Raw genomic sequence first — 26,486 nt, 5'->3', positions numbered from 1 at the left:
CAAGCGTCAAGGTCCGCACGACGACAATGGAGTTCGCCGTTCGGGAGCTTGAGCATTCGAGGAGCCTGATTGCGGGCACGCAAACGGTAGGATGCCGACGGAATCATGCGGATCTCCGCCAAGAGCTCAGCAAGTTTCACCGCAAGGGGGCGAGCCATTTCTTCCTTTCAGTCAGGGATGGGAAGGGCTGCACAGCTGAGGGTCGCGAGGAAGCACTGAGCCTTTTCCAACCTCAGTTGGAGCAGGTCAGGTGGCGGGATGGTCGGCCAGAGGGTACGAGGCTGCCTCACTGAGCTTTGCTGTCGGCGGCGAGTGCTTGACTCGCGGGCATGGACGACGAACAACTCCTGACTGCCGTGGCCGAGATCCTTTGGCCGGATCTCCGTGACCTAGCCTGCCGTGAACACTGGCGTGTGCCAGGTCATGTCTGCCTTCCCGTCTCCGCTCGTGCCGACCTGGGGAACCTCGTCGCGACGCTTTCTGACCGGTACGGCGAGCCTTCCGTCGGCGCCAACCGGCTGCCGCCCCTGCCCTTGTCGGGGCAGGTTGACTGGAAATACGCCTGGCCGTTCAGCAACCGATGGGTCGCCTTCGGCCAGACCGTTCAAAGCGAGGGCGCTGGACCTACCCTGGTGATCGCCCTGCGCGGCACGCCCGTTGCGGAGCAGTTGCCCATGGAGGACTCCTGGCTGGAAAAACTCGTCGCTGTGACCGGATGGATGCCGAGAACTGCGGGACAGGTTGACTGGGTGGCAGTCGAGTCCCGCCTGGGAACGCCCTTGCCGAGAGACTACAAGGCGCTCGTCGAGACGTTCGGCCATGGCATGTTCGACGGTTTCCACTGCGTGTTCATGCCGGATGACCTGATCAAGAACTCCGAGTCGACGGCGAGACTGGGCCAGGCAGCCTGGGAGCCTCATCCGCCGTTCCCGGCCTTGGGTGGGCTGGTGCCTTGGATGGGCAACGAGCACGAGCAGTCGTTTCACTGGATCACCGAGGGCCCTGACCCCGACCAGTGGCCCGTCTATGTCACCGGAGCGGAACCGGAGGCAGGGGATCGGTTCGACTGCACGGCTACGGAGTACCTGTTCCGTCAGCTCACCGACCCCCAGCACCCGATCCCGATGCCGGTGGACTTTCGCGCGCACTGGTTCATGGACTGCACCGGGAACGTGGAGTTGGACGCGGCGATGGAATCGCGCACGCAAGCACCGTGAGCCCTCTCCAACTTCAAGCCGAGCTGGCCAGATATAGGCAGAGGACGGCCTGAACGAGTCCGGTGATGCGTGTGGTCGAGCACCGGAGCTTGCGGAGGATCCGCCAGGCTTTCAGCATGGCGACGGCCTGTTCGACGAGGGCACGGATCCTGGCGTGGGACCGGTTGACTGCCTGCTGTCCGGTGGAGGGCTGGAGCACTCTCGCGGTTGGACCATCCACGTTGGGTGAGGGCTCTGGTCGGGTCGCGGTTGGCAGCTCTCGCGGCGTCGTGTTCCTCCTGAAGCTCCTCCAAGTGCAGCTTGAGTTCGGCGTTGTGCTGTTCCAGGCAGGTGCTGACGCTCTGCAGTTCGGCGAGGTCGACCGGTGCGCCGAGCCCGGATTCCTGCCATGCCCTGTTCCCCAGCTCCGGGACCTGCGTGAGACCGCCATGCAGGGCGATGGCAACGTCGTCGGGGAAGTCGCCGATGTGGGACTCGCCAGGGGCGTCGGACAGTTCGAGCCGATCACTCCGGACGGCACCGGGTACGTCCTGCGGCCGTACGTGGCCACGGACCACGGTCCTGCCACGCCGACCCTGTACACGGTGGCGCCTCTTCGGAGGTCGTGAACGGAGCCTCATGAGGTCAGCGTTCCACGCTCGCCGTTCCGGTTATCGGACGCACGGGTCCCCTGAGTGGATGGGTGCGTCCAATTTTCGCGATTTGAATGACATGTTCACGTAACCATGGCAGTCTTCCGAGCAATCTGACGCAGGGAAGTGCGCACAACGCACGTGCTCCCAGTGGCAGTTGATCGCGCACCACTTCGTCGGTTCCGCCCGGGCGGCTCGATCCCCATCGGCCCGGTTCGTCAATCGGCCGAAACCATCGGCCGCCAGTCAAGGAGCTAAGAGTGAGACGTTCCCCCCGCAAGGCTGTCACCGCGGGAGTGCTGATAGTCAGTGCCGCGATGGTTGCCGTGGCGCTTCCCGCCGGCGCTGCCACCGCCGGCACCGGCTCTCCGGCCCCGGCTCAGGGTGCCTCCGTCAGCACCACCCCCCGGGCCGGTGCGCTGCAGGTCAAGCTCAGCCCGGCCGAGCGGGCCGCCCTGATCGCCGACGCCACCGCCACCCGCGCTGCCACGGCCAAGGCCCTGGGCCTGGGCGCGAAGGAGGAGCTGCGGCCGAAGTCCGTCCTGAAGGACGCCGACGGCACGCTGCACACCCGTTACGAGCGCACCTTCGCCGGCCTGCCGGTCCTCGGCGGCGACCTGGTCGTGCACGCGGACGCCAAGGGCGCCGTGAAGAGCGTGACCAAGGCCACCAAGGCCACCGTCAAGGTTGCCTCCACCAACGCCGCCAAGACCGCCGACTCGGCGAAGTCCTTCGCGCTGGGCCGTGCCAACGCCGAGGGCGCCACCTCGCCGAAGGCCAACTCGGTCCGCAAGGTCGTTTGGGCCGCCGCCGGCAGGCCGACCCTGGCCTGGGAGACCGTCGTCGGCGGCATCCAGCACGACAAGACCCCCTCCGAGCTGCACGTCATCACCGACGCGACCACCGGCGCCAAGCTCTTCGAGTACCAGGGCATCAGGACCGGCGTCGGCAACAGCATGTACAGCGGCCAGGCCGCCATCGGCACCTCGTCGGCGGGCTCGACCTACCAGATGAGCGACCCCACCCGCGGCGGGAACAAGACCTATGACCTGGGCGGTGGCTCCGACGGTACCGGCACGCTGTTCACCGACGCCGACGACACCTGGGGCGACGGCACTCCTTCCAACACCCAGACCGCCGGTGTGGACGCGCACTACGGCGCCCAGCTGACCTGGGACTACTACAAGAACGTGCACGCCCGCAACGGCATCAAGAACGACGGCGTGGCCGCCTATTCCCGCGTCCACTTCGGCGACGCCTACGTCAACGCCTTCTGGGACGACTCCTGCTTCTGCATGACCTACGGCGACGGTGACGCCAACGCCTGGCCGCTCACCTCCATCGACGTCGGTGCCCACGAGATGACCCACGGCGTCACCGCCAACACCGCCAACCTCACCTACTCCGGCGAGTCCGGCGGCCTCAACGAGGCCACCTCCGACATCTTCGCCGCCGCCGTGGAGTTCTGGGCGAACAACGCCTCCGACCTCGGCGACTACCTGGTCGGCGAGAAGATCAACATCAACGGCGACGGCACCCCGCTGCGCTACATGGACAAGCCCTCCAAGGACGGCGGCTCCAAGGACTCCTGGTACCCCGGTATCGGCGGCATCGACGTCCACTACTCCTCCGGGCCGGCCAACCACTGGTTCTACCTGGCCTCCGAGGGCAGCGGCGCCAAGGTGATCAACGGGGTGAGCTACGACTCCCCGACCTCCGACGGGCTGCCGGTCACCGCGATCGGCCGCGACGCCGCCGCGAAGATCTGGTACCGGGCGCTGAGCACGTACATGACCTCTTCCACCACCTACGCCGGCGCCCGCACCGCGACGCTGCAGGCCGCCGCCGACCTGTACGGCCTGTACAGCCCCACCTACTTCAACGCCACCAACGCCTGGGCCGCGATCAACGTCGGCCCCCGCGTCGTCCTGGGCGTGACGGTCACCAGCCCGGACACGCAGTACGGCCTGGTCAACGCCGCCGCGAGCCTGCAGATCCAGGCCACCAGCACCAACCCGGGCCCGCTGACCTACTCGGCCACCAGCCTGCCCGCGGGCCTGTCGATCAACGCTTCCACCGGCCTGATCTCCGGCACCCCCACCGCCGCGGGTAGCCGCAAGGTCAAGCTCACGGTGAAGGACTCCACAGGCGCCACCGGCACAGGCTCCTTCACCTGGAACGTCTACACGCCCGGCCCCTGCAACCCCACGCAGTTGCTCGGCAACTCCGGCTTCGAGTCCGGTAACACCGTGTGGGCCGGCACCGCCGATGTCATCGACAACAGCACCGGCCGGCCGGCGCGCACCGGTTCGTGGAAGGCATGGCTGAACGGCTACGGCAACCTGCACATCGACACCGTCTCGCAGACGGTGACCATCCCGGCCGGATGTCACGCGACCCTGACGTACTGGCAGAACATCGACACCGCCGAGAACACGACCACGGCCCGGGTCGACCATCTGGATGTCCAGGCGAACGGGACCTACCTGGCCTCGTTCTCCAACCTGGACGCGAACTCCGGCTACGTGCAGAAGACCTACGACCTCTCCTCCTTCGCCGGACAGAGCGTCACCCTGAAGTTCACGGGCACGGAGGACTACCGCCGACAGACCTCCTTCATGATCGACGACGTCTCGATCATCGTCACCCCCTGAAACCCCGCCTGCGCCTGAGGCCCTGACGGGCCGCGGCACGGCACGCGGGTGAAGGACGAGGTCCGCTCCCCTCCGGGGGCGGGCCTCGTCGCCGTTGCCGGCGCCCGCCGGGCCGGCTCGCCCGGGACAACGGTTTGTCCTCCTCCACAGTCAACCGGAGGTACCGCCCGGCCGAAGGCTGGGGAACCCCACGCCCATCCGATGTGGCAGTCGGGCCGTCAGTGGTACAACACGAGGAGTCGGGTGGCAGGCCAACAGCATCAGTCGCCATCGGACAGCCATGGGTTAGGAAGCCGGTTCGGCCCACCTGCGAACGGGGCCGGGCGCCGGCCGGCCGCAGTGGGAGCTGCTCCTGAAGCCCCAGCGGTGGGCGGGCCCGCAGTGACCGCCGTCATCAGCCTCCAGATCTCGGGCGAGAGCACCGTCATCCAGGACGGCAGACACGCCGTCCTACGACCCGGGGACATCGCCTTCGCTGATGCCGACCGTGGGGTGGGCGATGCGTTTGTGGTCGACGCGGCGCAGTGCCTCCTCGCGGGTCTCCCCCAGGGTGGCGGACTCCGCGCTGCGCCGTCGCAACCCGTCCGCCGTACGGGGCGACGCCCAGAGCAGACCAGTCTGATCAGGGTGCGGCGGGAGCACCCCGGGAGCAAGATGAAAAGGGGTGGGTACGCGCCAGTGGCGTCCGCCGAGTGGTGCAACACCGGGATGTGAGCAGGATGGTTGACAGCGCAACGAGCAGTGGGAGTGTGGCCCGGGAGCAGGCGGCGCGCGACTCGCGTGGCACCCGCCGCGACGACAGCCCCCGCCATCGGGTCCGCATCCCCGGCTTCGCGCGTGCAGGTACGGAGATCGGGCTGGGCGACGCCGTCGCCCGGGTGACCTCGGCCGCGGGGATCCGCCCCTGCGGTGGCTGTGCCCGCAGGGCCGAGGCGCTCAACCAGTGGATGGCGATCGGCGGCGAGCGGGACCTCTGAGCACCGTGCCGAAGCACCTGCGCGACAGGGCGCGCCGAGCGGCGCTCTCCGCCCCGGCCTGACGGCCCGACAGAGTGTGTGTGAGGAGTGACTGATGGACCCCGAGATCACTGACATCGTCACCGCCACGAGTCCCCCGCCGGAGGCCGATGTACGGCCCCCTCCCCCCACTCCCGAGCTCGCCCCGGAGGATCTCCACCCGGCTCGCGCCGTCGAGCCGACCGTCACCCAAGCCTCCTGCGGCTGTGCCAAGGCCTCCTCCCCCGGCGGCGGCAGAGAAGGCAACGGCGACACCGGCAACGGGTACGTCTACGTGCTGGGCCGAGTTCACGCGGTCTTCCCCGACCTCTCCGTCCAGCATGAGTTCTTCCAAGTGGCGGGGGCCGACGGCAGAACCGACGTCACCGACGCCGAAGCGATGTACCGCGTCCTCTCCGCCCCGGAGAACCGCTACATCGCCCGGCAGATGTGCTTCGTCCTCTCCGTCCAGGACATCGCCACCTACATCCTGAAGCCCGAGGACCCCACCGAGCTGGACGAGCTCGTGGAGGCCCTGCACCCGGTCACCGACAAGCGCGACCTCGCCGTGATCGTCGGCCGTCTCGGCCCGGTCGCGCCCCCGAGCGCCTGCCAGGGGCTCTCCGTCCCCGTCGTAAGCGTCGCGCACGTCTGGGGCTTCGACAGCAAGAAGCTGATCCGTGCGATCGACCGCCCCGACGGCGCCTCCCGCAAGGAATTCGAGAAGGGCGCCGGAGCTCTGCTCGACCAGTTGCTTCAGCTCAGTGACAGTGCGGGCGCCGACCCGGTCGGCCGGGCCTTCAACTTCCTGGCGGTGAGATGCCAGGAGATGTACCAGAAGACCAATGAGAAGCGCGCCGAGGGCTACATCCTCTCGTCGGTGGAAGCCGGACCCTCACGGCTCAGCACCGGATCGCAGACCGTCATCACGGTCGTTTTCTCGTACACCCACCGCCAGACCAATGTCGTCGTGAAGTTCTTCGTCCGCGTCGAAGTTGCCGGGATCTTCCCCCGCCTGGCGACCCCGTTCCAGGAATATTTCGCCCGATAACCGACGAGAGAGAAGGAGGCGAACGGACATGCGCATCCCCGGATTCGCCGGCGAGTCGTCGGCGCGCGGCATGAACACCGGTGACCTGCTCCGCCCCCAGTTCTTCACCTGCGAGGAGGAACTGGCTCCGGTCTGCCGCAACCGGTGCAAGGGCGCCTACAACTACCCTGTGTGCGTGCGGCGGTGCCTGGCTAAGGCCTGCCGAGACAAGTGGTGATCCGGATGCGTATCCCCGGATTCGAGCGCCACGAGAGCGCATCCCGGAGCGCCCACCCTGCCCCGGAAATGCCGGGCGACCGGCTCGTCCCACAGCTGGAATCGTACTGCGCACGGGAGTGCCGTGCCGAGTGCCGCTTCAGCCACGACTACAACTCGCCCGAGTGGTCCGAGTGTTACGACTCCTGCATGGAGACATGCCGCTGACCGTGCGCCCAAAGACACCTCGTCCAAGGGAGAAACCACTACCCAAGGTGCGTCGCCGACTCCATCGGCGACGCACGTGACCACTGGCCCGGTGACCCGATATGAGCCTGCCAGGATTTACCCCGACCTGCCCGCCGGCCGCGCCCTACGACCGGCTCGTACCCCAGCACTTCACCTGCGAGGAAGAACTCCACTGGCCGTGCGTGACGGCATGCGAGCGCTCCTCGAACCCCAGTTGCTACCGCAACTGCATCGACAGGAGCTGCTCCCAACCCGTGGAACCGACATGACCGTGCCCGGATTCGCGCCGTACCCCCGTCCCGACACCCCCGGCAACCTCCTCCACCCGCAGGAGATCACCTGCGAGAGTGTCGAGGGCCCGCACTGCCGCTGGCGCTGCGAAGGGCTCGACACTTTCGACGAGTGCTACGCCTCTTGCCTGGCGGACCGATGCCGGGACCCCGCATGGTGGAGTGGTACGCCATGAACCTCCCCGGATTCGCCCCCGCAGCCTCCACCCCGCCCGCCCGACGGGACACACCCGGTGACCAGGTGCATCCACAGCTCGATACGCACTGCGACACGTCGTGCACCCATACGTGTGCCGACGAGTGCCGGGACGCCCCCTCCTACGAAGCAGGCGACTGCCTGAACCGCTGTACGGAGATGTGCCTCAACGACTGCGAGCCACCCCGGTATCTGCTCGGGTAGTCGAGTCGCCACACCCCGGTGGGCAGGGGAGAGAGAGGGTACCCATGGACCCCCTGGACCTGGTCGGCCTCACGCCGCTCATGGCGCGCGCCTCCGGCCGGTCCTCGGTCGTGGTGGGCGTGATCGACGGCCGCGTCGCCCTGGACCACCCCGCCTTCGCGGGCCACCCGGTCCGGGAACTGCGTCCGACCGGCGGTACGGGAACCTGCAGCGGCGCCGACGTGTGCTGCGCGCACGGGACCGCTGTCGCCGGGATCATCACCGGAGGAACTGGCGTCTGCCCCCGCTGCACGCTGATATCCCGGCCCCTCTTCACGGATCATCCGACCGACGGCGGTCCCGCGACCTGCTTCTCCGGCGTACGGACGGGAGAGCTGGCCGAGGCGATCACGGAGACCGTCGACGCGGGCGCCCATGTCGTGAACCTCAGCATGGCTCAGCCCGCACCCTCCGGTGTCCGCGACCACGCGCTGGAGGCGGCTCTCGGCCACGCCGCCGACCGGGGCGTGATCGTCGTGGTCGCGGCCGGGAACCAGGGCCGGGTGGGCTCCACCGTACTCACCGACCACCCGTGGGTCATCCCGGTGATCGCCTACGACCGCGCCGGGCACCCCATGCCTCAGTCCAACCGGGGCGTGTCCATCGGCCGCCACGGAGTCGGCGCCCCCGGCGACCGCGTCCCGGGCCTGGGCCCCGACGGCCACCCCCTCGTCCTGAGCGGCACGAGCGCCGCCGCGCCCTTCGTCGCGGGTACGGTCGCCCTCCTCCTCTCGGCCTTCCCGAAGGCCACCCCGGCGGCGGTGCGGTACGCGGTCACCCACGGACCCGGCCGACGGCGTTCGGTGACCCCGCCGCTGCTGGACGCCTGGGCTGCGTACACGGCACTCCGGAACTTGTAAGGCGACGAGGACCAGAGCGATCTGCCGCCGCCCAGCGTGGCCGAACCCGGGCCGCGCTTCGCTCCCAGCGATGTGCCGCCAGGCCTGCGCGGCACCGCCCAGGCGCGCGATCCGCGCCGGCTGTGCGGGGCCCACGCCCTAGGGTCGGATCCCGTCGCAGGCGATCCGCAGATGGCGCGGCCCGCGCAGTACGGCGTTCTGGCGGTACTGGGGCGGGTCGTCCAGCAGGCGTGGGTTCTCCAGTCTCCGGGCCAGCTCCGACAGGGCGAGTTGGGCTTCCAATCGGGCGAGTGGTGCGCCGAAGCAGCTGTGGATGCCGCTGCCCAGGCCGAGGTGCTGGATGTCCGGGCGGTCCGGGTCGAAGCGGTCCGGGTTCTCGAACCGCTGCGGGTCGCGGTTGCCGGACGCCAGAACCAGACAGAGGGTGGAGCCCTTGGGGATGGTGACGCCGCGGACCTCGATGTCGGCGAGAGTGGTGCGCTGTGGCAGCAGCTGCACCGGCGGCTCGAAGCGGAGCAGTTCCTCGACGATGGGCACGGCCAGTCGCGGTTCGGTCCTCAGGCGCTGAAGGACGTCGGGATTCCGCAACAGGGTCAGCATTCCGTTGCTGATGAGGTTGACCGTGGTCTCATGCCCCGCGATCAGGAGCAGAGCCGCCGTGCTGAGCAGTTCCATCGTGGTCATCGGACCGTCCTGGCCCTTGGCCGTCGCCAGCTGGGAGAGCATGTCGTCCCCGGGGTTCTTACGTCGCTCCTCGATCAGACCGGCCAGATACATGCCCAACGCCATCCGGGCCTCATGCGCGCCCTTGCCGCGCTCGGCGGGATCGGCGTCCGGGTCGGGGTCGGGGTCGGGGTCCAGGCTGGCGGCGAGGGTGTCCGCCCAGGTGTGGAAGCGTGCCTCGTCCTCGCGCGGCACTCCGAGCAGCCTGCAGATCACCGTCACCGGGAACGGGTAGGAGAACTCCTCCACCAGGTCGATCCGGCCCGGGTCGCCGAGGCCGTCGATGAGGCCGTCGACGATGTCGTGGAGCTCCGGGCGCATTCCGTCGACCCGGCGGGGAGAGTGCGGCGGGCCGAAGTGCCGGTTCGTCATGCGTCGCATCCGGTCGTGCTCCGGCGGGTCGAGCCGTAGGAAGCCCGGCGGCAGGGCGCTCTCCTCGGAGGCGGGCTCCGCCAGCGGGTCAGCGCTGCCGGACGCCAGGTTGCGGGCGTCGGAGCTGATCCGGGGATCGTGGAGAAGGCTGCGGATCTCGTAGTAGGTGCTGATCACGTACGGCCCGTCGGTCTCGTGATGGACCGGTGTCTTCCGCAGCTCTTCGTAGATCGGGTAGGGGTCGGCCCGGTTGGCGTAGTCCAGGATCTGGTGCAGCAGGGTTTGCGTCATGGCAGGTCCTCGTGGCCGTGCGGATCAGTGCGCGGGGGTGAAGGTCATCCGGCGGTCGGCCGGCGAGTATCCGCTGAGGGACACGGTGGGGCCGTGGCTGGGGACCGACGGGTCGGGGAAGTCCGCGTCCATCGGCCGTTGTCCGTCCGCGTGCCGGTCGACCGTGGGAAACTGCGGCGGGAACGGCGCGGTGCTCTCGATGAGTTCCTGGTAGAACGGCAGCCACCGGCCGTGGTCGAAGGAGACGGCGCCGATGACGCGCCCCTGGTATCCGTAGACGCCGATGAACCGACGGCTGTCCAGTGAGCCCTGCGAGATCAGGATCTCCGTCGCCATCGACGGCACTCCGACCGACTTGATGTTGACGCCGAACTGGGAGGACCAGAAGGCCGGCACGTCCATGTGCGGCAGTCGGTCGACGCTCTCACTGAGCATGTTGTGCGCCGCGATCCCGGCCTGGGCGACGGCGTTGCCCCAGTGCTCCAGTGCCAGGAACTGGTACCCGAACAGGGGATGGGGGCAGCGGGCGACGTCACCCGCGGCGTAGATGTCGTCGGTGACGATTCCCCGGATGTCGAAGGCCCGGCAGCCGGCATCGCAGGCGATGCCGCGGGGCCCGGCGCCGAGCCCGGAACCGTACAGCCACTCGGTGTTGCGGAGGGCGCCGAGCGAGACGACCACCACGTCGGTCTCCACGGTGGAGCCGTCGGACAGATGCGCGGCGCGCACGCGTCCCGAGGCGTCGCCCTCCAGAGCGGTCACCATGACCCCACACCGCAGGTCCACACCGTTCTCGCGCTGGAGGTCGGCGGCCACCGCGGCGACCACCCCGCCGAGTGCGCCGACCAGGGGCGCGGCGCCTCGTTCGGCGACGGTGACGGGGAGGCCGCGTTCGCGGCAGGCGGAGGCGACCTCCGAGCCGGCGAACCCTCCCCCGATGACGAGGACCCGTTTGGGTCCCTCGTCGAGCCGCCGGGCGAGCGCGGCGCCGTCGTCACGGGTGCGCAGCACGAAGACGCCGTCGAGTTCCGCCTCCTCTTCGCGCGGCCACGGCCGCGCCCGGACACCGGTGGCGATCAGCAGCCGGTCGTACGGCACCTCGTCGCCGTCGGCCAGCCGCACCCTCCTCGCGGCCATGTCCAGACCGGTGGCGGGAACGCCGAGCCGCCAGGTCGCGTCGACGGATCGGAGCCGGGGCAGCGCGGTGCGGTCGGCGCGCGCCCTGCCCAGCAGCACCCCCTTGGACAGCGGGGGCCGGTCGTACGGATCGTAAGGCTCGTCGCCGATCATGGTCAGAGACCCCGCGAAGCCCTTGGCACGCAAGGTCTCGGCAGCCCGCAGGCCTGCCAGCGAGGCGCCGACGACGACGATGCGGCCTTCGCGTTTGAGCTGCTCCAAGGCTCCGTCACCGAGCACCGGGCACCGCCTCGGCCGGCTCGTCCACGGCATCGACGAGGATGGCCTGCACGGGGCAGGCCGCGACGGCCTGGGCCAGCTTCTCGCGCTGTGCCTCGTCGGCATCCGGGTTGTACAGCAGCGCCTCGTCGCCGTGCATGGTGAAGATCTCGGGAGCGAGGAACGCGCACTGCGCGTACCCCTGGCAGCGGTTCAGATCGACGGCAATGCTCACCACGGGATCGGTCCTCTCCAATGGCCGGTCAAGCCCCCTGCGCCCACTCTCGTCGGCCGGGAGGGCCACAGCGACGGGAGCGGACCGATCGAGTGAGCGGTGCTGCCCGATCAGGTCGAGGCGGCGGACCGTGACGCGGCGGAATGCCGGCCCCGGAGGGTGTTCAGGCTGAGCACGAGCACCCAGGCCGGGAAGACGAGCTCCGACCAGGGCACGTTCGCTCCCACCACGAGCAGCGTCAGGCCCGCCAGATAGCCGAAGGCGGTGAGTGGGCGCGGGAGGACGCCGAGCCGGTGGCCGATGGTCGAGGTCGTGATGATGAACACCGCTGCCATCCGCATGGCGTAGGTGGTCAGCAGGGCGTAAGCGACATCGCGGCCGAAGGAGGAGCCCGGTCCGCCCTCGTCGAGCACGCTCCAGGCCGCGGCGGCGGCACCGAACAGCGTGGCGACAAAGACCAGACCGCTGCCCAGGAACACCGTGGAGACGAACTTGTCCTCGCGCTCGCCCACCTGCTCGCGCAGAGCGCCCATGAACCACAGGAACGCGATCCCGGCGTACGGGACCAGCTCCAGCGCCGTCCGCACGGCGCTCCGCTGCCCTGCGTCCACGGTCACTTCGGCCCCGTTGGCGCCGCTCGGCAGGGCGATGCGTACCAGGACGATCGCCGTGGCCGTCAGGATCGCGAACACCATTCCTGCCACCCCGGCGGCCCACGGCGTCGCGAGGCGCTTGTGCTTCCGCTCCACGGTCTCTCGCTTCCTCCCTGCGCTTCCTTCGTCCAGACACCCGTGCTCGCGGGACGCGCGCCACTGGAATCACCCGAGAGGACGAACTCGGTGCGCCATACAGGGCAGGGCCGGGCGAGGTACGGCCCATCCGGGCTCCCCCGCCGCTCCCCTTCACCGGGGCGGTCATGAAGGTCATGTCGCCGGCGCGGACCTCGCGCAGCTTCCAGACCAGCTCACGCATCTCGGCGTCGCCGAAGCTGACGGTCTCGGTGAAGATGTCGAGGGTCTTCCTGAGTTGCAGCGGGTCCTTGAGGGACGCGGAGGTCATGACCTTCTCCGGACGGCGCGCGGGTGCCGGTCGGTCGCAGCGCCCGGGTCCTGTCCCGTCAGCCCGGCACGGAGGTGTCCAAGGTAAGGATCAGGAGGGTGACGTCGTCCTGGATCTTGGGGGCGAAGCGGCTCAGGTCGGCCCAGATCTCGTCGGGCAACTCGTCCAGGCCGACACCGGTCATACGGGCCAGACGCTCGACGAACGGGTAAAAGGCGCCGGAGGCATCCCGTGCCTCCAGGACACCGTCCGACGCCAGGAGCAGCCGGTCCCCGGGCAGCAGCGACACCGTCCCGGCGGTTCCGGGCAGGACATCGGCGAGGCCCAGTCCCAGGGGCGGGCCGGGGGCGAGTTCCAGGGTGCTCACGGCTCCGCCGCGCAGCAGGACCGGCGGCGGATGGCCGCAGGCCAGGACACGGACCTCCCGCCCGTACGGCGCGAAGTCCAGAAGGACGGCCGTGGCGAAGAGTTCCGCGTGCTCCGTCCGCGCCGAGTCGACCACGAGCCTGCGGTCCAGCCGCGCCGCGATCGACTCCGAGTCCACGTCGTCCAGCACGGCCTCGCGGAACGCCCCCAGGACGGAGGCGACCGTCGCGACGGCCGACAGACCGTGCCCCTGCACGTCGCCGAGGACCGCCCGCACCCCGTGGGGACCGGGCCGGACGTCGAAGAAGTCGCCTCCCACCAGCGTGCCGCGCTCGGCGGCGCGGTACAGGCTCGCGCAGCGCACGGGCCCGACCCGCCGCCGTACGTCCGGGACGATGGCCCGCTGGGCCGTCTCGGCGACGGTACGTTCCAGGTCGAGCTGCTCGTCCCGGCGCCCGCGGACGAAGGAGACGAAGACGCTCAGGGTCGCGACGAAGCCGAGGGTGAAGAGGTCGGTGTTGCCGGGCTGGTTCAGATGGAAGAGGGGAATGGTCAGCAGCCCGATCGTCGCGGCGCCGAGGAAGGCCGTGGCCAATGGTCCGTGGGCCAGGACGGCCAGCGGAGGCACCGCGCCGAGCAGGAAGCCGATGTCCAGCGGAACGGAGTCGGTGAGGGAGGCCGCTCCGACCCCGACGAGCAGCAGCACGGGCAGGACCCGCACCCAGCGGGGCGGCGGGGCCCCGCGCAACCAGCTCCGCCGGTACGCGCCGGTCGCCGCCTTCCTTGGCTTCACCACACCACCAGGCTCCTATGCCGGAGTGCGCCGCGCACTCCACGGTCCCCGCCGCACCGGTCCGGCGGGGCAGGGGCCGTGGACGCCCTCCTGGGCCGTCGCCGACCGGGAGGGGCGCGCCGCAGTCCTCTTGTGACAGTCGCCCTTCGAGTCGGCACACGGTCGCGCCCGGGTCGTCCCAGCCTCCGGCATGGGACGCGCCAAGATCCGGACCAATCCCGGACCAGCTCGCTCCAAGAAGCGGCACTGCCGGCGCTTGTCGCGGTTCCCGGCCCGAGCCCGCCTGGCCCCGCTACTCGGCGATCTCCGTACGCTCCCACCACTCGTACACCCGAAGGGTCCCCTCCGCAGTGTCTTCTCGGCGTGAGGTCTCCCTGAAGTGCTCGTAGCCGCCGAGATGTGGGATCTTCAGGTCCTCGCCGGGAGTCTCGACCGGGACGATCCGCTCGGGGAGGTCGTCCGGCCCACCCTCCAGAAATGCCTTGTGTGCCATGGCACCAGTCTCACCACCCTCGGCACGCGTCGCATCCGGGACAGGCCCGCCGCGCTGACCCAGCCGGCCGGCTCGTAGGAGTCGCAGGCGCCCTGCGCGGCGACCGAGCTCGGAAGCCGGCAGCAGCCGTCGGCCAGGTCCCCCGTGACCGCGAGCAGCAGCCTGGCACCGAGCCCGGTGCCAGGTGTGTGGGTGGAGACGACTCGTTCGTTCGCCCGTTCGCTTCCCCCTTCCGGCGAAGCGCCCGTGCGACAGTCCGAATCCACCGGGAGCGCATGCGTCTGCCCACCCGTGGGGGCTCGCCGGCTGCCCGCAGCAAGGCAGCGGTCCGGCGGGCCGCCGGGATGGCCATACACTCGCTCCATGGGTCGCACGAGTTCGGCGAGGCAGTGCCTGCGGCAGGCCGCCTCCGGAGTGCGTCCGGCCGTCGTCGACCCGGCCACCACCGCTGACGTCGGGGCGCCCCCGTCCCGCCGTATCGCGCTGCACGGCCACGGCTAGCCTCCTCTCCCCCGGCGCGCCGCTCTCCACGCGTACATCGGCCCCCTCCCCGGCCGTGCCCGCCTCGCTCGCCTCTTGCCGGGCAGTCTCCGCCCCGCTCCACGTCACCACAGCAGCGTTCCGGCACTCGCCCGGCGCTGCCGCCTGGCTACGGCCGCACGACCGGGCCGGGCCACCTCGAAGGGATCATTGTGAAGTTGAGCAAGCTGCTGGCCGGGCAGGAGCACCACGTGCTCCAGGGTGACCCGCGCAGAACGCTGATCACCGCGGGGACGACCTTCGACATGGATCGGGTGACGCCGGGTTGCCTGTTCATCGCCGTGCCCGGGCACCGGGAGGGCGGGCCCGGCTCCGTAGCGCCCGCGCTCGCGCGCGGAGCGGCAGCTGTACTCGTCGACGGAACGGAACCGGCGTTCTCGGCCTCGGCGTGGCCGCCGGGCGCGTGTGCCGTGCGCGTTCCGTACATCCGGAGGACGGCCGCGATCGTGGCCTCCCGCTACTTCGGCGAACCCGGGCAGCAGATGGACGTGGTGGCGATCACCGGCACCAACGGCAAGACATCGGTCTCGTACATGGTCGAGTCCGCCCTGCGGATCGCCGAGGGCGCGAAGGTAGGAGTCATCGGGACGGCCGGCAGCCGGATCGGCGACGAGCTGATCCCGATGCCACCATCGGTGCTGACCACCCCGGAGTCGCCGGACCTGCAGTATCTCCTGGGCTGCATGCGCGACCGCGGGACCGGCAGCGTGGTGCTGGAGGCCACGTCGATGGCCCTGCTGACGCACCGGGTGGACCGTACGTTCATCGACGTCGGGGTGTTCACCAATCTGACGCAGGACCACCTCGACGACCACGGAACGATGGCGAACTACCGGGACGCCAAGCTCCGCCTCTTCCAGGGGCTGTGCCGGCACGCGGTGGTCAACGCCGACGACCCGGTGGGCGCCGGGATCGTGGCGATGATGCCGGGTGCGGTGACCACGTACGCCCTTGATGTGCCGGCGGACTACCGGGCGACCGACCTCGCCGTCAGCGCATCTGGCACGCGGTTCACCCTCCACCACGGCGGACTTACGTATCCGGCGTCGATCCCGGTCCCGGGCCGGTTCTCCGTGTCCAACGCGCTCGCCACCCTGGCCACCTGCCACGTCCTCGGACACAAGCTGGGCGACCTGGTGACCGCACTCGACCGGATGCCGCCCGTCCCCGGCCGGTTCGAACGCGTCGAGACCCCAGGGGGTACCTCCGTGATCGTGGACTACGCCCATTCCCCGGACTCCCTGGACAAGGTGCTGACCACCATCCGCGGATACGCGCGAGGCCGGATCATCACCGTCTTCGGCTGCGGCGGCGACCGGGACACCACGAAGCGGGCCGACATGGGGCGGATCGCCGGGGCCCACTCCGATCTGTGCGTCCTCACCTCGGACAACCCGCGCAACGAGGACCCCCAGGCCATCCTGGACCAGATCGCCCCCGGCCTCGCCTCGACCGGCACTCCGTTCGAGCGGATCGCCGACCGCCGCGAGGCCATCTCGTTCGCCCTGTCCGCGGCGGGCCCCGAGGACACCGTCCTCATCGCCGGCAAGGGCAGCGAGCAATACCAGATCGTCGGCGAGGAACTGCTGCCCTTCAACGACATGGCCGCCGTGCGTGAACTCGCCTTGGAACGGAAGGCCACCCGCTCCCGCACCCCTCGGTCTGCCGGTGGCGCTGCGCCACCTCGACCGCGCGGTGGGGCGATTCCTCCTGCCGCAGCGGCCAGCTCTGGAGCGCCGTCATGACGATGTGTTCGCGGGTGAAGCGGAAGACGGACCGGGGGTTCATGAACCCCTTCCCGGACAAGCTCTACGGAGCGGACAGGCGGCTCATCTTCGACGCCGCACGGTTCTCCTACCTCACCGAGGAAGCCGCCGCGCCGCACCAGTGCACCCCAGTCCCTGGCGGCAATCACACCGGAGCCTTGCCATGATCAACATCCGGGCCATACGCGGACCACACCGCTCCCCTGAGGCTCGGATTGGCGTTCCTACAGGTCAACCAGGGTGTGGCCCCCTGTCCCACCAGCACACGAAAAACCTGCTGGTGTCGTACTCGCCGAAGAAGCTCGGCTTCTTCTAGAAGCGCAAAAAGAGGCGCCTGAATTGGTCTTTTACCCGTCAGGCGCCTCTCACCCGCCCCCTATGGAGCGGCCGGGTCTGCATCGAAACTCCCAGTTCCTCCCGCAGCTACCCCGTTCCTGACCTGCCGTCCAGGAACTTGGCGTAGCGGCGGAAGAGGACCTCGATGCTCTGCCCGGCGCGGCGGGCACATTCAGCCGGGTCCACAGCGGAGTACAGCCAGAACGAGATGTCGGCGTGCCTGAGATCGTAGGGCCGCTTGGCCAGCCCGGAGGTGGGCTCCATACGGGTCAGGACGTACTTCCGTGCCCGCGCCCATGTCGTGCCATACACAGCTGCAGGGGGAGGCGTTGCGCGCAGTGCTGTCGATGTGCTGGACCGGGTCAGCCTGCCAGTCGGGCGAGGGCCAGTCCGTGCGCGTGGTCGAGGGAGTCAGCAGCAGCGCAAGGGACGTCCGGCTGCACACCGGTGCCCTCCCAGTTCGTGTTGGAGACGGGGTTGACGGCGCGGCCAAAGGGGACGGTGACTTCCAGGTGTGGGTGCACGGTCCAGCCCTTGCACGGGTGCGCGCCGCCGCGGGTGGGCTCGCCGACGACTGTGGCGCGGCCGAGCTGCTGGAGGTTGTACGCCAGCTCTTCAGCGGCAGAGAAGGTGCTGTCACTGGACAGCACATACAACGGCTTGGTACCGCCGAAGCGCGCGCCGGGAACGTGCGGCAGGCTCCAGGACTGCTCTCTGCGCTCGCCGCCGCGCCAGTACATGGTGTTGAGGTGGGTGCGCTCGTCCAGTAGGTAGCTGCAGACGAAGGCGACCGTGTCCGGGTCGCCGCCCCGGTTGGCGCGAAGGTCCACGATCAGCGCCTGGGCGCGGGAGGCCAGGGTGAGCGCGGCGCTCAGCGGTTCGGCGGCCCACTCCAGCGGAAACAGCATCGGTGCCAGCTCCACCACGGCGACCCCTCCGTCGAGCAACTGCACCCGGGGCGCACCGCCCAGGGAGGTGTCGAAGTCCCGGCGCATGGCGTCCAGGGTGGCCGCCCCCTGCTTCGGGGACACCGGGTCGGCGTGGTGCTTCAGCCTCAGGTGCCGGTCGCCGTTGACGGACTGCAGGTCCGCGGTGACCAGACGGGCGAGCTCCTCGGCGTCGTCGACGTCGTAGGCGCCCTCGGTGAGGCGTCGTTGCAGCAGGTCGGCGAGCTGCTCGGCTATCTCCGGGAAAACGTAGTGCTCGATCACGAGCCGGGCTGTCTCGTCGATGACAGGGGCCGGCGCAAGCTTCGTTGGAGTCGTCATGGCAGGGAGTAGAGCACTGCCCTTGCGAAAGCGTCAAAGAGTTTAGACACTTTCGGAATGCGTGATCAGCCTTCCTATCGGCCGCCTCCTCAGGATGTCCTGGAGATCGGTGCGCCTGAGCAGTTCGCGGCGCTCGCTCACCCGTTGCGTCAGCGGTTGCTCTTCACCCTGGGCCACCGGCCTGCCACCATCAGCCGGCTTGCGGCGCAGCTCGACGCGAAGAAGGGCAACGTGGCCCACCACGTCAAAGTGCTCCGCGAAGCCGGGCTGGTCCATGTCGCCGAGACCCGCCAGGTCCGCGGCGGCACCGAGCAGTACTACCAGCGTACGGCCCGTCACATGGTCGTCGCCGAGCCTCAAGCGGCAGGCACCGCCGCGATGCTCGCCGCGGTCGCCCAGGAGCTGGACCGCTCTCCCGCCGAGACCCACCTGACACTGCGTCACCTGCGTCTCAGCCCTGCGAAGGCAAGAGAACTCGGCGAGGCCCTCGCCCGGCTGGTCGATGAGGCCGAGGAGCATGCAGAGGACCAGCCCGTGCATGGTGTGTTGGTGGCGCTCTATCAGCATGCTCTGCCGACCAGCACCACCACCTCCACCTAGGGCCTGTCTGGAGTTGTGATCGGTGTCGGAGATTGTTCGATGTGGCGTGGCGGTGTGCGCGGCCGCCGCGGCGACGGCCATTGCTGCGGCCCGCCGCTGCAGCCCGGTGGTGTCGGTGGCGGTCTATAGCCTGTCGCAATGATCCGTAGTGTGTTTGAGCAGCGTCCGCTTGATGCTGCCGTCGCTGACGCCGGGAGCGCGACGATGGAGTTCGACCGGGCCAGGGCCTGGTTGCGCTCTGCGCTGGTTGGCGCCGTGGAGCCGTTGGGCGCCGAGGTGTGGGTCCTGGATACAGCCCTGGAGCAGATCGTGCTGGTCAGGCATCCGTGGCGCGGGCTGGTCCCGCCAGGTGGCAAGGTTGAGCCCGGAGAGTGTCCGCGTGATGGCGCGGCCCGGGAACTGGCCGAGGAGACTGGGCTCCGGCCACGGTTGTTGGAGCGGCCCGCCGCGGTGGCGGTGCGGTCGTTCGGCCCGGGTTTGCCGGAGACGCTGTCCCTCTCTTATGCCGCGATCGGCGACCCGGAACAGCCGCTGATCGCGGAGGACGGGCAGCACGCGGCCTGGATGCGGCTGGACCAGGGCTGGGAGAGTTGCTTCCCCGATGACGTGCTGCGCGTCCGACAGTACGTGAAGCTTCTGAGATCGGGTTCCTCTGCCTGGTGAGTGTGGCCGTGCCTGGTTCTGTGATGTCGTCTTGCGGACTTCGGGCCGCGGCCGGTTCGGACGCTGGTGGAACGCTGCTGTGACGCGACGCGAACTGAGCGACAGCGAGTGGGAGTTGATCGGGCCGTTCTTGCCGGTCGGCCGGTACGGCCCCTACCCGCATCGGCTTCGTGAGCAGTTCGAGGGTGTGATCTGGCGGTTCCGCAGCGGTGGCCAGTGGCGGGAGATGCCTGCGGAGTTCGGTGCCTGGCAGACGGTCTACGACCGCTTCGCCCAGTGGCGTGACGCGGGCGTGTTCACCGCGCTGACACAACGGCCTCACGACGGGACAGGCCACGCTGCTGGCGTGGGCGGCAGGAACCCTCGCGTCGGTGGCTGTCATGCGGATCTGAGTCGTCCGGTGGGAACGTGCCAGCCGCAGGACGCCGAACTGCCGTACCCGCCACCGAACATGCCGAAGGCCCCCTCCCGGTCCGTGGCGAGCAGAAGACGAAGGCCAAGAGCGAGCCGGCCACACACGGTCCCGGTGACGGTCCTGTTCCGCCGCCCAGGACAACTCGGAGGACGGTGGCCGGTTCGGAGGCCCCGCGCAGGGGGAGCCGCAGCCCGGCTTCTCCGCGGCGCCGGTCGCCCGCCCGTCCGCTGCGCCCTCCGACGACGTACGACGGCGTGGGCCGGACGGAAAGTCGTCCGGCCCACGCCGTCGTGTGCCGCTGGGCGCTTCCGGTCCCCCGGTCGCGCGTCAGCACCCGTGTCGGATCGTCAGACCGATCCGCGCCAGGCGCCCGTCTCCTGGCCGCCTCGCTCTTCGATGAACGACTTGAACCGCTTGAGGTCGCCGGTCACCTTGCGCTTGACGAACCCGAGCTTGTCGCCGGCCTGCTCCGTCAGTCCCTCGGGGGCGAAGTCCATCTGGAGCATGACCTTCGTCCGGGTCTCGTCGAGACGGTGGAACGTGACGACGCCGGCCTGTCGCGCCTCGCCCTCGATGGTCGTCCAGGCGACGCGTTCGTCCGGGATCTGCTCGGTGACGACGGCGTCGAACTCACGACGCACACCGCCGATCTCCGTGACCCAGTGGGTGAGCGTGTCCGTACGCTGCTCGATCCGCTCCACGCCGTCCATGAAGCGCGGGAACGTCTCGAACTGGGTCCACTGGTCGTACGCGGCGCGGACCGGAACCTCGACCTCGACGGACTCCTCGAACTTCGACATGTCAACACCTTTCTCCTGGCTATGGCTTCGCTCCCCGGCCACGACTTGTCAGATGGCGCCCATGCCGCCCGAGAAGGGTCCGCCGGTGCGGTAGTACTGGCTGATCTCCTCGCGGTACTGCAGGTCTGCGAGGTGCTTGTCGGAGACGAACTCGGGTGCGTCCTTCACCTGTTCCTCGGCCAGGGCGAGGTGGACCGTGTGCTCCTCCAGATCGACGCGGGTCACCGCGCTCGCCGGGATCAGCACCTCCTTGCCGAAGATCCAGACGCCCGTGTCCACGACCAGATAGGCGTCGTCCACCTCGTCGGAGTGCTTGCCCACCTTGCCGATGTGCCCGTCGGACGCCTCGACCCGCCATCCGGTGAGGTCGGTGCCCGCCAGGTGGCCGGACTCCGTGCTGTAGGACCAGAGATGATCGGTCATCGCTGTCACTCCTCTGTCGCTGTACGTCGTGTACGTCGCGGCACCGAAGGTGCGGGCCGCCTCAGAGCAGGTCACGCCGGTCGTCGTCGGTGACCGTGGGTGCCACGGGCGGGACCACCATCCGGCGGCGGCGAAGGACGCTTGTGTACACGGCGGTTCCGAGGAAACCGACCGCCATGAGGATCAGACCGACCAGATCGAGGTCGACCGTTTCGAGCTCCCAGTCGGACGCGAAGGTGAGGACGGCGCCGACGGCGATCATGATGATGAACAGTCCCAGACCCATGGTTGCTCCCTCCCATACGGGTTGGACAGCGTCCGCGTACCCGGGTCTTCAGGCGTCATGCCGCTCTCCTGAGGCGCGGTCCTGGGCCGCGACGGCGCGGCCGACCTGTACGAAGCGCTGGATCTGCGGCTGCGGCGCCCGGTGGCGGTGAAAGTGTCCGCCCCGAGGACGCCCGCCAAACCGAGGCGAATGCGGCGAGGAGGCCCGGCTCCTGGCGCGGATGCACCACCCCGGCCTGGTGACGCCCTACGACACGGGCAACGACGAAGGCCTGCCCTATCTGGTGATGCAGCTCGTCCGGGGGACGACCCTGCAACGGCGTGTGGCCCGCACGGTCCTCACGCCCGCCGAGACCTGCCGGATGGGGACGGCCCTGGCCTCGGCTCTCGCCCATGTGCACGCCCGTGGGGTCGGCCGACGCCACCCGGACGACCACGCCGGCACCACTTGTGCACGGACTATCCCCACCCGACCTCCTGACGATCTCCGGACGATCCCCTGACGCAACATCAGGAAGCCGGTGCGCAGGCCGCATCGACCCGGAGAGCTTCGCGGTCCGGCAGATCCGGATGGTGTGGGAACGGCGCCAACGGGCAACACGGAGTGACAGAACACGAAGCCCGGTGGAACTCGCCCTCGACGGAAGGAAGGTGGACATGGCGCACGACATCTGGACCTACAGGGAGACCGCGGCCCATGCGGCACATCTCGACCTGACCGGGTACAGGGTCGAGGCCAGGGACGGGTTCGCGGGCACGGTCGACACGTACGAGCCCACGGCCGGCCGCGGCCATGTCGTGGTGGACACGGCTCCCTGGATCCCCGGTAGACGCGTCATCGTTCCGGCGGGGGTCGTGACCGCGGTCGACCCCGGCACGGAGAGGCTCCGCATCGGCTGTACCAGGCAGCAGATCGAGGAGGCCCCGCCGTTCGAACCCGGCCCCGACCACGACCGAGACGACGAGCAGCCGCACCGGATGAGGCTCGTCGACTGCTACCTGGCGTTCTTCCGATAGGCGATCCCCCGCAGGAACGTCCCGCCCTTTCGATCCGAGGAGAATCCCATGACCGCACTGCTGACCCGTATCAAGCGATTCGCCCGCAGCCCTCAGGGCCGTAGTGCGGCGGCATCCGTCCGCCGGGCCGCCGCCGACCCCCGCAGGCGCACACAGGCGCAGCGCCTCCTCGCCAAGCTGCGCGGCCACCGCTGACGGCTGCCCACCCGGCCCGGCGGGCCTGGCGGGCCTGGCGGGCCCGGTGGGCCGGTGGGCCGGTGGAACGACGCCCCGCGCGACGTACGGCGCGGGGCATCGCCACGCGCGCCGACGCCGCCGGGCGAGGCATGCGAATGGGCGCTGTTCGCGGGCTGAACATTCCTCAGACCCCGACGCCAGGACGGCGAGCAGATCGGAGTCCTGTCAGCCCCTCGTGGCAGGATCCCGGAATGAGTGAGTGAGGGATCGCCCTGATCGCCGCCGGGTCGGCCATCTTGGGCAGCATCACGACGGGGTTCTTCGCGTGGAAGGCCGGCCACCGACAAGCCGCCGCAGCGGAGGCCGCGGGGCAGGCGCAGGCGAACGCGCTGATAGCGACCGTCCAGGCCACCCTCGACGAGCAGCGCCGCGCGCGTGCGTCCGACCGACGTCGTCAGGTGTACGCACAGTTCCTTGCTGCGGTCGAGGAGGCTCATCTTGCTGCCTACGGCGGGAGCGGGCACGATCCGATTGCTGTTGGTGCTCGCCTGTTCCAGGCGCAGGGTGCGGTCGATCTCGAGGGTCCCTCCAGCCTCTCTGAGGCGGCCTACGAAGCCGCACTCGCTGTCTCCCTGCTCCGTACTGCACGGGGTGAGAGGGCCGAAGCGGAAGCGGTTGCCCGCGTCAGTGAGGTCCGGGCGTCCTTCGTCCGTGCGGCTCAGGCAGCGGTCGAGGAGATCGAAGGGGCGGCCTGAGCCAGCCGGCCTTCCGGGCCCGCCACCGGCTGATGACGGGGCCCACGTCGTCGTTGCGCTCGCCGCGGTCAGGCGTACTCCCGATGCCGACTGACTTCCTCTACGCTCCACCCCACGACGGCTGATACGTCGTCGTCCGAGATGTTGGACCACCAGTGCCTGTGCACTGGGGAGATTCGAGATCTGCATCAATGTCCGGGCGGCCAGATCACTCGTTCCAGTGGAGGCGGTCCGCGCCGCTCACCAGACCCCGGTGGTGACCGGCAGCGTGGCAGCCATGAACCTCCGCCGCACCGCCCTCCTCGCCCGTGAGCAGCTGCTGCCGCGAGGCGGAGTGCGGGAGGGTGTGGTGAAGCCTGTCCACCGTCCACGTCTCACGTGTCGTCACTGTGGCCTCCCCAAGCGGTCGTTCCTGTCGTCTGCGAGTGCACGCGGCCCGGCACGAGCGGGTCAGGCGGTCACGACGGTCTCCTCTGTACGTCTTGGCCCCCGAGGGGCCAAAGCCCCCGAAGCCCGAGCTCAGGTCAGCGGCCATACATGCTGCGGCACAGGTCGGCGGCGCCCATCGGGGCGTCGATGCGGCGGGCTTCACGGCAGAGCTGCCGCATTTCGGGGGGCTGCCCGTTCAGCGGCTGCCGGCGGCGGACTGGCGCGGGCGACTGCTGCTTCTTCGAGCTCTTCGAGGCCCGGGGATTGGGTTCCCGCTGCCCTTACGGACGGCGGGCGCCTTCGGCTTCTTCGGCGTGGTGCTCGGGCGCTGCGGGACGGCTGCTCGGTGGGCTGGGCCGCGGCGCGGTTCCTCTGCCGTTCGGTCCGTTGCCGGGGCCTTCGTAGTCGGGCCCTCGTGGCGGGGACCTCGGCGGTCGGGGCGGACTGCGGGGGGGCGCGGCAGGAAGGGGCTCGACGGCGGCGAGTTCCTCGCGGGGCGCGGCCGGGGTCGGGGCAGGCCAGGTGGGGAGCGGAGCCGGGAGCCGGTCCGCAGCGGGAGCAAGTTCGCGGGCCGTCGGCGGACGGGGCGGCGCCGAGGTATGGGGGACGGCCACGCAGCCGCTGGTGACGAGCACGGCCAGTGCGAGGAGCACGGCAGGTCGGGGGTTCATGTCCACCACGCTGCCGGAGCCGGCCGTGGCCTGGTGAGCGGCGCGGCCCGCGTCCACCGGGACGAGTGACCATGCAGGCCCGGAGATGACCGATCCCCCGCACAGGGGTGGACGGGGGATCGGCGCGGAGGGTGCCACAGAGAGATGTGATGCGCTGACCGGGCGCTCACCGCTCCGCGCTCAGGGCAGGCGCGGTCGGGGCGCCAGATGGGCCGGACAGCCCGTCGGGAGGCGTCCGGGGTGGGGTCAGCAGAGGAAGACGACGCCGGATCACGCGAAGCAGCTCGCAGTTGCTCGGGAACGTCCGCTCCCAGTGGATCTCCACGCCCTCGTAGCTGCCGTGGGCGGTCGCGGTGACCGGCTCGTGGACCGCCGGGCAGACGCGGTCCGTTGCCGGGGAGACGGTCGAGGTCGCCGTCGGCGTAGTCGAGCGCGGTGCAGGCGCCCTCCCGGTGGGGATGGCTGATGCCATCCTCGCCGGGGCGGTCGAGCCATACCTCCTCCGTCCACGGGCCGGTGGCGGGGGCGGTAGCCCGAACGGAGAGGTAGACGTGGCCGTCCTCGGTCGGGGACGGGGCGGAGCGGCGACGGCATGGACTCCCCCGACCGGATGGACGCCGCCGTCCACGCCCTCACCGAGATCGCTGACCCTGCAGCGACCCCGGCCGGGGCCGACTCGTACAACGACCAGCGGCTCGCCGGCCGACGCCGACCCTTGACGCATATGCCGGAGGCCGGTTCGTGCACGCCTCTGGCGTACCCAACGGCCCGGTGGCAGGGTGAACAGCATGCGGCCCTCCGCACCGCTCCCCCGCGGACCCGGCCGTCGGCCCTGCCCCGCGTCGCCCGCAGGGGTCAGGGCCGCGCCCGCCTCCCGGCTCCCCACGGGAGGCCGTCGGCGCGTACGGGGAGACAAGCTCACCACGAAGACATGTCAGTGCCCCATGCCACCCTGAACGGGCCCGGTGGCACCCATCTTTCAGTCGAGGTCGATCGTGAAGCGCCTCGTGCCCGGAGCGATCGTGTCGGCGTGGACCGAGCCACGAGCCCGGTCGTATTCCCCGGTGCCGCCGGTGATCCCGTTGTCGAACGAAGGGGGAGGGCCCGGGTTGAGAATGCCGAAGACCATCCCCTGTACGGAGAGCTGGCCGCCCGGGAGGGTGTAGGTCACGACGCACACCTCCGCTCCGCCGTTTTCGACCCGGGTGGTGGTGCACGTGCCGCCGGTTTCGCCGACCTGGTTGCCGTCCTGGTCGAAGAGGATCGAGCGGAAGACGGTCCGATCACCCTGGGCGGGGCTGCCGCCGGGGTTGACGGGGAAGCGCGTCTGCTCCGCGAGTCGGCCGATGAGTGTGATGACCTTGTCTTTGCCCTTGGCGTGGGCCGAACCGGTGTCGGTCGCGGCGGCAGCCGCGACAGGTGCGCAGGCGAGAAGAGTAACCAGCGCAGTGGCCGTGCCGAGACAGGCTGCTCTGATGGGGCGCATCAAGTGGCTCCTGAGGTTGATGCTCATGGATGGTCCGGTGACGCATCCATAACCTCAGCTCTGCCGCGCCCAGCGCGATCACCGGAAGATCCGACCAATCGGACGAGCCCGGAACGAGAGACGGCCCGCCCGACCTTGGCTGGCCCGCGTAACGCCTCTGCCGTACCCGCCCGGACGCAGGCCGATGCCCCGTCCTCCGCTGTGGACGTGGCGGAAGACGGGCATCAACGGGAGGGGTCAGCGGTGGTGGTGGCCCCAGGACTCGGTGTCGGCGGTGCGGCCGCGGTCGTCGCGGAGGGTCGCGGTGTCGGAGTGGTTGTCCCACACGTAGTTGCGGCGGTCCTGGAACAGGTCCGTGCGGGTGGGCCACGGCCCTCACCGGCGTGGATCCGGACGGACGGTGGAGCGGCCGGCGAGACGGACGAACCCGGTGCCCCTGATGCGCCGCCACAGGCGCGCGACGACGCGAGCGCGGGCGGAACCGGAATGGCGGTGAGCGGGGTGATTCCGAGACTCATCAGTTGATTCCCGGAGGCGTTGACGAGG

General features: G+C 69.9%; 29 protein-coding genes and 3 pseudogenes. 16 read left to right on the top strand and 16 right to left on the bottom strand.

The window, feature by feature from the left end; genetic code table 11:
- Nucleotides 1-329 precede the first annotated feature (329 nt).
- A complete protein-coding gene (locus tag OG361_RS38890; RefSeq protein ID WP_405861315.1) occupies nucleotides 330-1,217 on the top strand; it encodes a hypothetical protein in 888 nt (295 codons plus the stop codon).
- A gap of 13 nt (nucleotides 1,218-1,230) precedes the next feature.
- Here the strand turns inward: OG361_RS38890 and OG361_RS38885 are convergent.
- Nucleotides 1,231-1,404: pseudogene (locus tag OG361_RS38885) on the bottom strand (transposase family protein); the annotation flags it as partial.
- Nucleotides 1,405-1,510: 106 nt separating this feature from the next.
- Between OG361_RS38885 and OG361_RS38880 the strand changes: the two are divergent.
- A complete protein-coding gene (locus OG361_RS38880; RefSeq protein ID WP_405861313.1) occupies nucleotides 1,511-1,825 on the top strand; it encodes a hypothetical protein in 315 nt (104 codons plus the stop codon).
- A 284-nt stretch (nucleotides 1,826-2,109) separates the two neighbouring features.
- Nucleotides 2,110-4,503 (top strand): M4 family metallopeptidase, encoded by a 2,394-nt coding sequence (locus tag OG361_RS38875; RefSeq protein ID WP_405861311.1) that lies wholly within the window; start codon nucleotides 2,110-2,112, stop codon nucleotides 4,501-4,503.
- Between the two features lie 450 nt (nucleotides 4,504-4,953).
- On the opposite strand, the gene OG361_RS38870 is transcribed toward OG361_RS38875, so the two are convergent.
- Nucleotides 4,954-5,082, bottom strand: a complete 129-nt coding sequence (locus OG361_RS38870; protein WP_405861309.1) for a hypothetical protein — start codon at nucleotides 5,080-5,082, stop codon at nucleotides 4,954-4,956.
- A gap of 140 nt (nucleotides 5,083-5,222) precedes the next feature.
- Here OG361_RS38870 and OG361_RS38865 point away from each other — a divergent pair, with 140 nt between their 5' ends.
- The 4 genes from OG361_RS38865 (at nucleotide 5,223) to OG361_RS38850 (ending at nucleotide 8,582) form a co-directional block, all read left to right on the top strand.
- The gene (locus OG361_RS38865; protein ID WP_405861307.1) at nucleotides 5,223-5,480 is read left to right on the top strand and encodes a hypothetical protein; all 258 of its coding nucleotides are present in this window, start codon (nucleotides 5,223-5,225) and stop codon (nucleotides 5,478-5,480) included.
- A 94-nt stretch (nucleotides 5,481-5,574) separates the two neighbouring features.
- On the top strand, nucleotides 5,575-6,549 hold the full coding sequence (locus OG361_RS38860) for a hypothetical protein (RefSeq protein ID WP_405861305.1): 975 nt from the start codon (nucleotides 5,575-5,577) through the stop codon (nucleotides 6,547-6,549).
- A 28-nt stretch (nucleotides 6,550-6,577) separates the two neighbouring features.
- On the top strand, nucleotides 6,578-6,766 hold the full coding sequence (locus tag OG361_RS38855) for a hypothetical protein (RefSeq protein ID WP_405861304.1): 189 nt from the start codon (nucleotides 6,578-6,580) through the stop codon (nucleotides 6,764-6,766).
- Nucleotides 6,767-7,727: 961 nt separating this feature from the next.
- A complete protein-coding gene (locus OG361_RS38850; RefSeq protein WP_405861302.1) occupies nucleotides 7,728-8,582 on the top strand; it encodes a S8 family peptidase in 855 nt (284 codons plus the stop codon).
- 138 nt (nucleotides 8,583-8,720) lie between these two features.
- Here OG361_RS38850 and OG361_RS38845 read toward each other — a convergent pair whose 3' ends face one another.
- The 6 genes from OG361_RS38845 to OG361_RS38820 all read right to left on the bottom strand — a co-directional run bounded on the left by OG361_RS38845 (nucleotide 8,721) and on the right by OG361_RS38820 (nucleotide 14,309).
- Entirely contained in the window at nucleotides 8,721-9,968 is a 1,248-nt protein-coding gene (locus OG361_RS38845) for a cytochrome P450 (protein ID WP_405861300.1), read from the bottom strand.
- A 24-nt stretch (nucleotides 9,969-9,992) separates the two neighbouring features.
- Entirely contained in the window at nucleotides 9,993-11,417 is a 1,425-nt protein-coding gene (locus OG361_RS38840) for an NAD(P)/FAD-dependent oxidoreductase (RefSeq protein WP_405861298.1), read from the bottom strand.
- Complete coding sequence (locus OG361_RS38835) at nucleotides 11,374-11,598, bottom strand: ferredoxin (RefSeq protein WP_314617106.1); 225 nt, start codon at nucleotides 11,596-11,598, stop codon at nucleotides 11,374-11,376. Before OG361_RS38835 ends, OG361_RS38840 begins: the two co-directional genes overlap by 44 nt.
- Before the next feature lie 110 nt (nucleotides 11,599-11,708).
- The gene (locus OG361_RS38830; RefSeq protein WP_405861296.1) at nucleotides 11,709-12,347 is read right to left on the bottom strand and encodes a hypothetical protein; all 639 of its coding nucleotides are present in this window, start codon (nucleotides 12,345-12,347) and stop codon (nucleotides 11,709-11,711) included.
- Between the two features lie 368 nt (nucleotides 12,348-12,715).
- Nucleotides 12,716-13,819, bottom strand: a complete 1,104-nt coding sequence (locus OG361_RS38825; RefSeq protein WP_405861294.1) for a PP2C family protein-serine/threonine phosphatase — start codon at nucleotides 13,817-13,819, stop codon at nucleotides 12,716-12,718.
- Nucleotides 13,820-14,108: 289 nt separating this feature from the next.
- Nucleotides 14,109-14,309 carry a DUF5988 family protein gene (locus OG361_RS38820; RefSeq protein ID WP_405861292.1) on the bottom strand — a complete coding sequence of 67 codons (201 nt, stop codon included), beginning with the start codon at nucleotides 14,307-14,309 and terminating at the stop codon, nucleotides 14,109-14,111.
- A 363-nt stretch (nucleotides 14,310-14,672) separates the two neighbouring features.
- On the opposite strand from OG361_RS38820, the gene OG361_RS38815 reads away from it, so the two are divergent.
- Both OG361_RS38815 and OG361_RS38810 read left to right on the top strand, forming a co-directional pair.
- Nucleotides 14,673-14,810 carry a hypothetical protein gene (locus tag OG361_RS38815; protein ID WP_405861290.1) on the top strand — a complete coding sequence of 46 codons (138 nt, stop codon included), beginning with the start codon at nucleotides 14,673-14,675 and terminating at the stop codon, nucleotides 14,808-14,810.
- 191 nt (nucleotides 14,811-15,001) lie between these two features.
- Nucleotides 15,002-16,594 (top strand): UDP-N-acetylmuramoyl-L-alanyl-D-glutamate--2,6-diaminopimelate ligase, encoded by a 1,593-nt coding sequence (locus OG361_RS38810; RefSeq protein WP_405861288.1) that lies wholly within the window; start codon nucleotides 15,002-15,004, stop codon nucleotides 16,592-16,594.
- A 444-nt stretch (nucleotides 16,595-17,038) separates the two neighbouring features.
- Here OG361_RS38810 and OG361_RS38805 read toward each other — a convergent pair whose 3' ends face one another.
- Both OG361_RS38805 and OG361_RS38800 read right to left on the bottom strand, forming a co-directional pair.
- The gene (locus OG361_RS38805; protein ID WP_405861286.1) at nucleotides 17,039-17,215 is read right to left on the bottom strand and encodes a hypothetical protein; all 177 of its coding nucleotides are present in this window, start codon (nucleotides 17,213-17,215) and stop codon (nucleotides 17,039-17,041) included.
- Nucleotides 17,216-17,313: 98 nt separating this feature from the next.
- Nucleotides 17,314-18,219, bottom strand: coding sequence for a S41 family peptidase (locus OG361_RS38800; protein ID WP_405861284.1), 906 nt, complete (start codon nucleotides 18,217-18,219; stop codon nucleotides 17,314-17,316).
- Between the two features lie 57 nt (nucleotides 18,220-18,276).
- Between OG361_RS38800 and OG361_RS38795 the strand changes: the two genes are divergently transcribed.
- The 3 genes and pseudogenes from OG361_RS38795 to OG361_RS38785 form a co-directional block, all read left to right on the top strand.
- Nucleotides 18,277-18,819 carry an ArsR/SmtB family transcription factor gene (locus OG361_RS38795; RefSeq protein ID WP_405861282.1) on the top strand — a complete coding sequence of 181 codons (543 nt, stop codon included), beginning with the start codon at nucleotides 18,277-18,279 and terminating at the stop codon, nucleotides 18,817-18,819.
- Between the two features lie 138 nt (nucleotides 18,820-18,957).
- Nucleotides 18,958-19,482 (top strand): NUDIX domain-containing protein, encoded by a 525-nt coding sequence (locus OG361_RS38790; protein ID WP_405861280.1) that lies wholly within the window; start codon nucleotides 18,958-18,960, stop codon nucleotides 19,480-19,482.
- A gap of 79 nt (nucleotides 19,483-19,561) precedes the next feature.
- Nucleotides 19,562-19,795: pseudogene (locus OG361_RS38785) on the top strand (transposase); the annotation flags it as partial.
- A 449-nt stretch (nucleotides 19,796-20,244) separates the two neighbouring features.
- On the opposite strand, the gene OG361_RS38780 reads toward OG361_RS38785, so the two are convergent.
- The 3 genes from OG361_RS38780 to OG361_RS38770 all read right to left on the bottom strand — a co-directional run bounded on the left by OG361_RS38780 (nucleotide 20,245) and on the right by OG361_RS38770 (nucleotide 21,406).
- Complete coding sequence (locus OG361_RS38780) at nucleotides 20,245-20,697, bottom strand: SRPBCC family protein (protein WP_405861278.1); 453 nt, start codon at nucleotides 20,695-20,697, stop codon at nucleotides 20,245-20,247.
- 48 nt (nucleotides 20,698-20,745) lie between these two features.
- Entirely contained in the window at nucleotides 20,746-21,120 is a 375-nt protein-coding gene (locus OG361_RS38775; RefSeq protein ID WP_405861276.1) for a PRC-barrel domain containing protein, read from the bottom strand.
- A gap of 61 nt (nucleotides 21,121-21,181) precedes the next feature.
- Nucleotides 21,182-21,406, bottom strand: a complete 225-nt coding sequence (locus OG361_RS38770) for a DUF6458 family protein (protein WP_384577929.1) — start codon at nucleotides 21,404-21,406, stop codon at nucleotides 21,182-21,184.
- 220 nt (nucleotides 21,407-21,626) lie between these two features.
- Between OG361_RS38770 and OG361_RS38765 the strand changes: the two genes are divergently transcribed.
- From OG361_RS38765 to OG361_RS38750, 4 genes are all read left to right on the top strand, one after another.
- Nucleotides 21,627-21,908, top strand: a complete 282-nt coding sequence (locus OG361_RS38765) for a hypothetical protein (protein ID WP_405861274.1) — start codon at nucleotides 21,627-21,629, stop codon at nucleotides 21,906-21,908.
- Nucleotides 21,909-22,062: 154 nt separating this feature from the next.
- Nucleotides 22,063-22,422 carry a PRC-barrel domain containing protein gene (locus OG361_RS38760; RefSeq protein WP_405861272.1) on the top strand — a complete coding sequence of 120 codons (360 nt, stop codon included), beginning with the start codon at nucleotides 22,063-22,065 and terminating at the stop codon, nucleotides 22,420-22,422.
- Nucleotides 22,423-22,470: 48 nt separating this feature from the next.
- A complete protein-coding gene (locus tag OG361_RS38755) occupies nucleotides 22,471-22,617 on the top strand; it encodes a hypothetical protein (protein WP_405861270.1) in 147 nt (48 codons plus the stop codon).
- 278 nt (nucleotides 22,618-22,895) lie between these two features.
- Nucleotides 22,896-23,354, top strand: a complete 459-nt coding sequence (locus OG361_RS38750; RefSeq protein WP_405861268.1) for a hypothetical protein — start codon at nucleotides 22,896-22,898, stop codon at nucleotides 23,352-23,354.
- A gap of 208 nt (nucleotides 23,355-23,562) precedes the next feature.
- Here the strand turns inward: OG361_RS38750 and OG361_RS38745 are convergent, their stop codons facing one another.
- The 3 genes and pseudogenes from OG361_RS38745 to OG361_RS38735 form a co-directional block, all read right to left on the bottom strand.
- Nucleotides 23,563-23,742 (bottom strand): hypothetical protein, encoded by a 180-nt coding sequence (locus OG361_RS38745; protein ID WP_405861266.1) that lies wholly within the window; start codon nucleotides 23,740-23,742, stop codon nucleotides 23,563-23,565.
- 1,691 nt (nucleotides 23,743-25,433) lie between these two features.
- Nucleotides 25,434-25,940 (bottom strand): allene oxide cyclase barrel-like domain-containing protein, encoded by a 507-nt coding sequence (locus tag OG361_RS38740; RefSeq protein ID WP_405861264.1) that lies wholly within the window; start codon nucleotides 25,938-25,940, stop codon nucleotides 25,434-25,436.
- Between the two features lie 237 nt (nucleotides 25,941-26,177).
- Nucleotides 26,178-26,338: pseudogene (locus tag OG361_RS38735) on the bottom strand (lamin tail domain-containing protein); the annotation flags it as partial.
- Nucleotides 26,339-26,486: the final 148 nt, after the last annotated feature.

Origin of the sequence: Streptomyces sp. NBC_00090, from assembly GCF_045160815.1 — a bacterium.
Taxonomy (GTDB): domain Bacteria; phylum Actinomycetota; class Actinomycetes; order Streptomycetales; family Streptomycetaceae; genus Streptomyces.
Note: the sequence above shows the minus strand (reverse complement) of the source record. Positions and strands in the feature narration are given on the sequence as shown.

Bases quoted from the DNA above. Each gene is read 5' to 3' on its own strand.
- OG361_RS38890 (WP_405861315.1), top strand. From the start codon at position 330: ATGGACGACGAACAACTCCTGACTGCCGTGGCCGAGATCCTTTGGCCG.
- OG361_RS38865 (WP_405861307.1), top strand. From the start codon at position 5,223: ATGGTTGACAGCGCAACGAGCAGTGGGAGTGTGGCCCGGGAGCAGGCG.
- OG361_RS38860 (WP_405861305.1), top strand. From the start codon at position 5,575: ATGGACCCCGAGATCACTGACATCGTCACCGCCACGAGTCCCCCGCCG.
- OG361_RS38855 (WP_405861304.1), top strand. From the start codon at position 6,578: ATGCGCATCCCCGGATTCGCCGGCGAGTCGTCGGCGCGCGGCATGAAC.
- OG361_RS38850 (WP_405861302.1), top strand. From the start codon at position 7,728: ATGGACCCCCTGGACCTGGTCGGCCTCACGCCGCTCATGGCGCGCGCC.
- OG361_RS38845 (WP_405861300.1), bottom strand. From the start codon at position 9,968: ATGACGCAAACCCTGCTGCACCAGATCCTGGACTACGCCAACCGGGCC.
- OG361_RS38840 (WP_405861298.1), bottom strand. From the start codon at position 11,417: ATGCCGTGGACGAGCCGGCCGAGGCGGTGCCCGGTGCTCGGTGACGGA.
- OG361_RS38820 (WP_405861292.1), bottom strand. From the start codon at position 14,309: ATGGCACACAAGGCATTTCTGGAGGGTGGGCCGGACGACCTCCCCGAG.
- OG361_RS38815 (WP_405861290.1), top strand. From the start codon at position 14,673: ATGGGTCGCACGAGTTCGGCGAGGCAGTGCCTGCGGCAGGCCGCCTCC.
- OG361_RS38805 (WP_405861286.1), bottom strand. From the start codon at position 17,215: ATGGAGCCCACCTCCGGGCTGGCCAAGCGGCCCTACGATCTCAGGCAC.
- OG361_RS38800 (WP_405861284.1), bottom strand. From the start codon at position 18,219: ATGACGACTCCAACGAAGCTTGCGCCGGCCCCTGTCATCGACGAGACA.
- OG361_RS38795 (WP_405861282.1), top strand. From the start codon at position 18,277: ATGCGTGATCAGCCTTCCTATCGGCCGCCTCCTCAGGATGTCCTGGAG.
- OG361_RS38790 (WP_405861280.1), top strand. From the start codon at position 18,958: ATGATCCGTAGTGTGTTTGAGCAGCGTCCGCTTGATGCTGCCGTCGCT.
- OG361_RS38780 (WP_405861278.1), bottom strand. From the start codon at position 20,697: ATGTCGAAGTTCGAGGAGTCCGTCGAGGTCGAGGTTCCGGTCCGCGCC.
- OG361_RS38775 (WP_405861276.1), bottom strand. From the start codon at position 21,120: ATGACCGATCATCTCTGGTCCTACAGCACGGAGTCCGGCCACCTGGCG.
- OG361_RS38770 (WP_384577929.1), bottom strand. From the start codon at position 21,406: ATGGGTCTGGGACTGTTCATCATCATGATCGCCGTCGGCGCCGTCCTC.
- OG361_RS38765 (WP_405861274.1), top strand. From the start codon at position 21,627: ATGCACCACCCCGGCCTGGTGACGCCCTACGACACGGGCAACGACGAA.
- OG361_RS38760 (WP_405861272.1), top strand. From the start codon at position 22,063: ATGGCGCACGACATCTGGACCTACAGGGAGACCGCGGCCCATGCGGCA.
- OG361_RS38755 (WP_405861270.1), top strand. From the start codon at position 22,471: ATGACCGCACTGCTGACCCGTATCAAGCGATTCGCCCGCAGCCCTCAG.
- OG361_RS38740 (WP_405861264.1), bottom strand. From the start codon at position 25,940: ATGCGCCCCATCAGAGCAGCCTGTCTCGGCACGGCCACTGCGCTGGTT.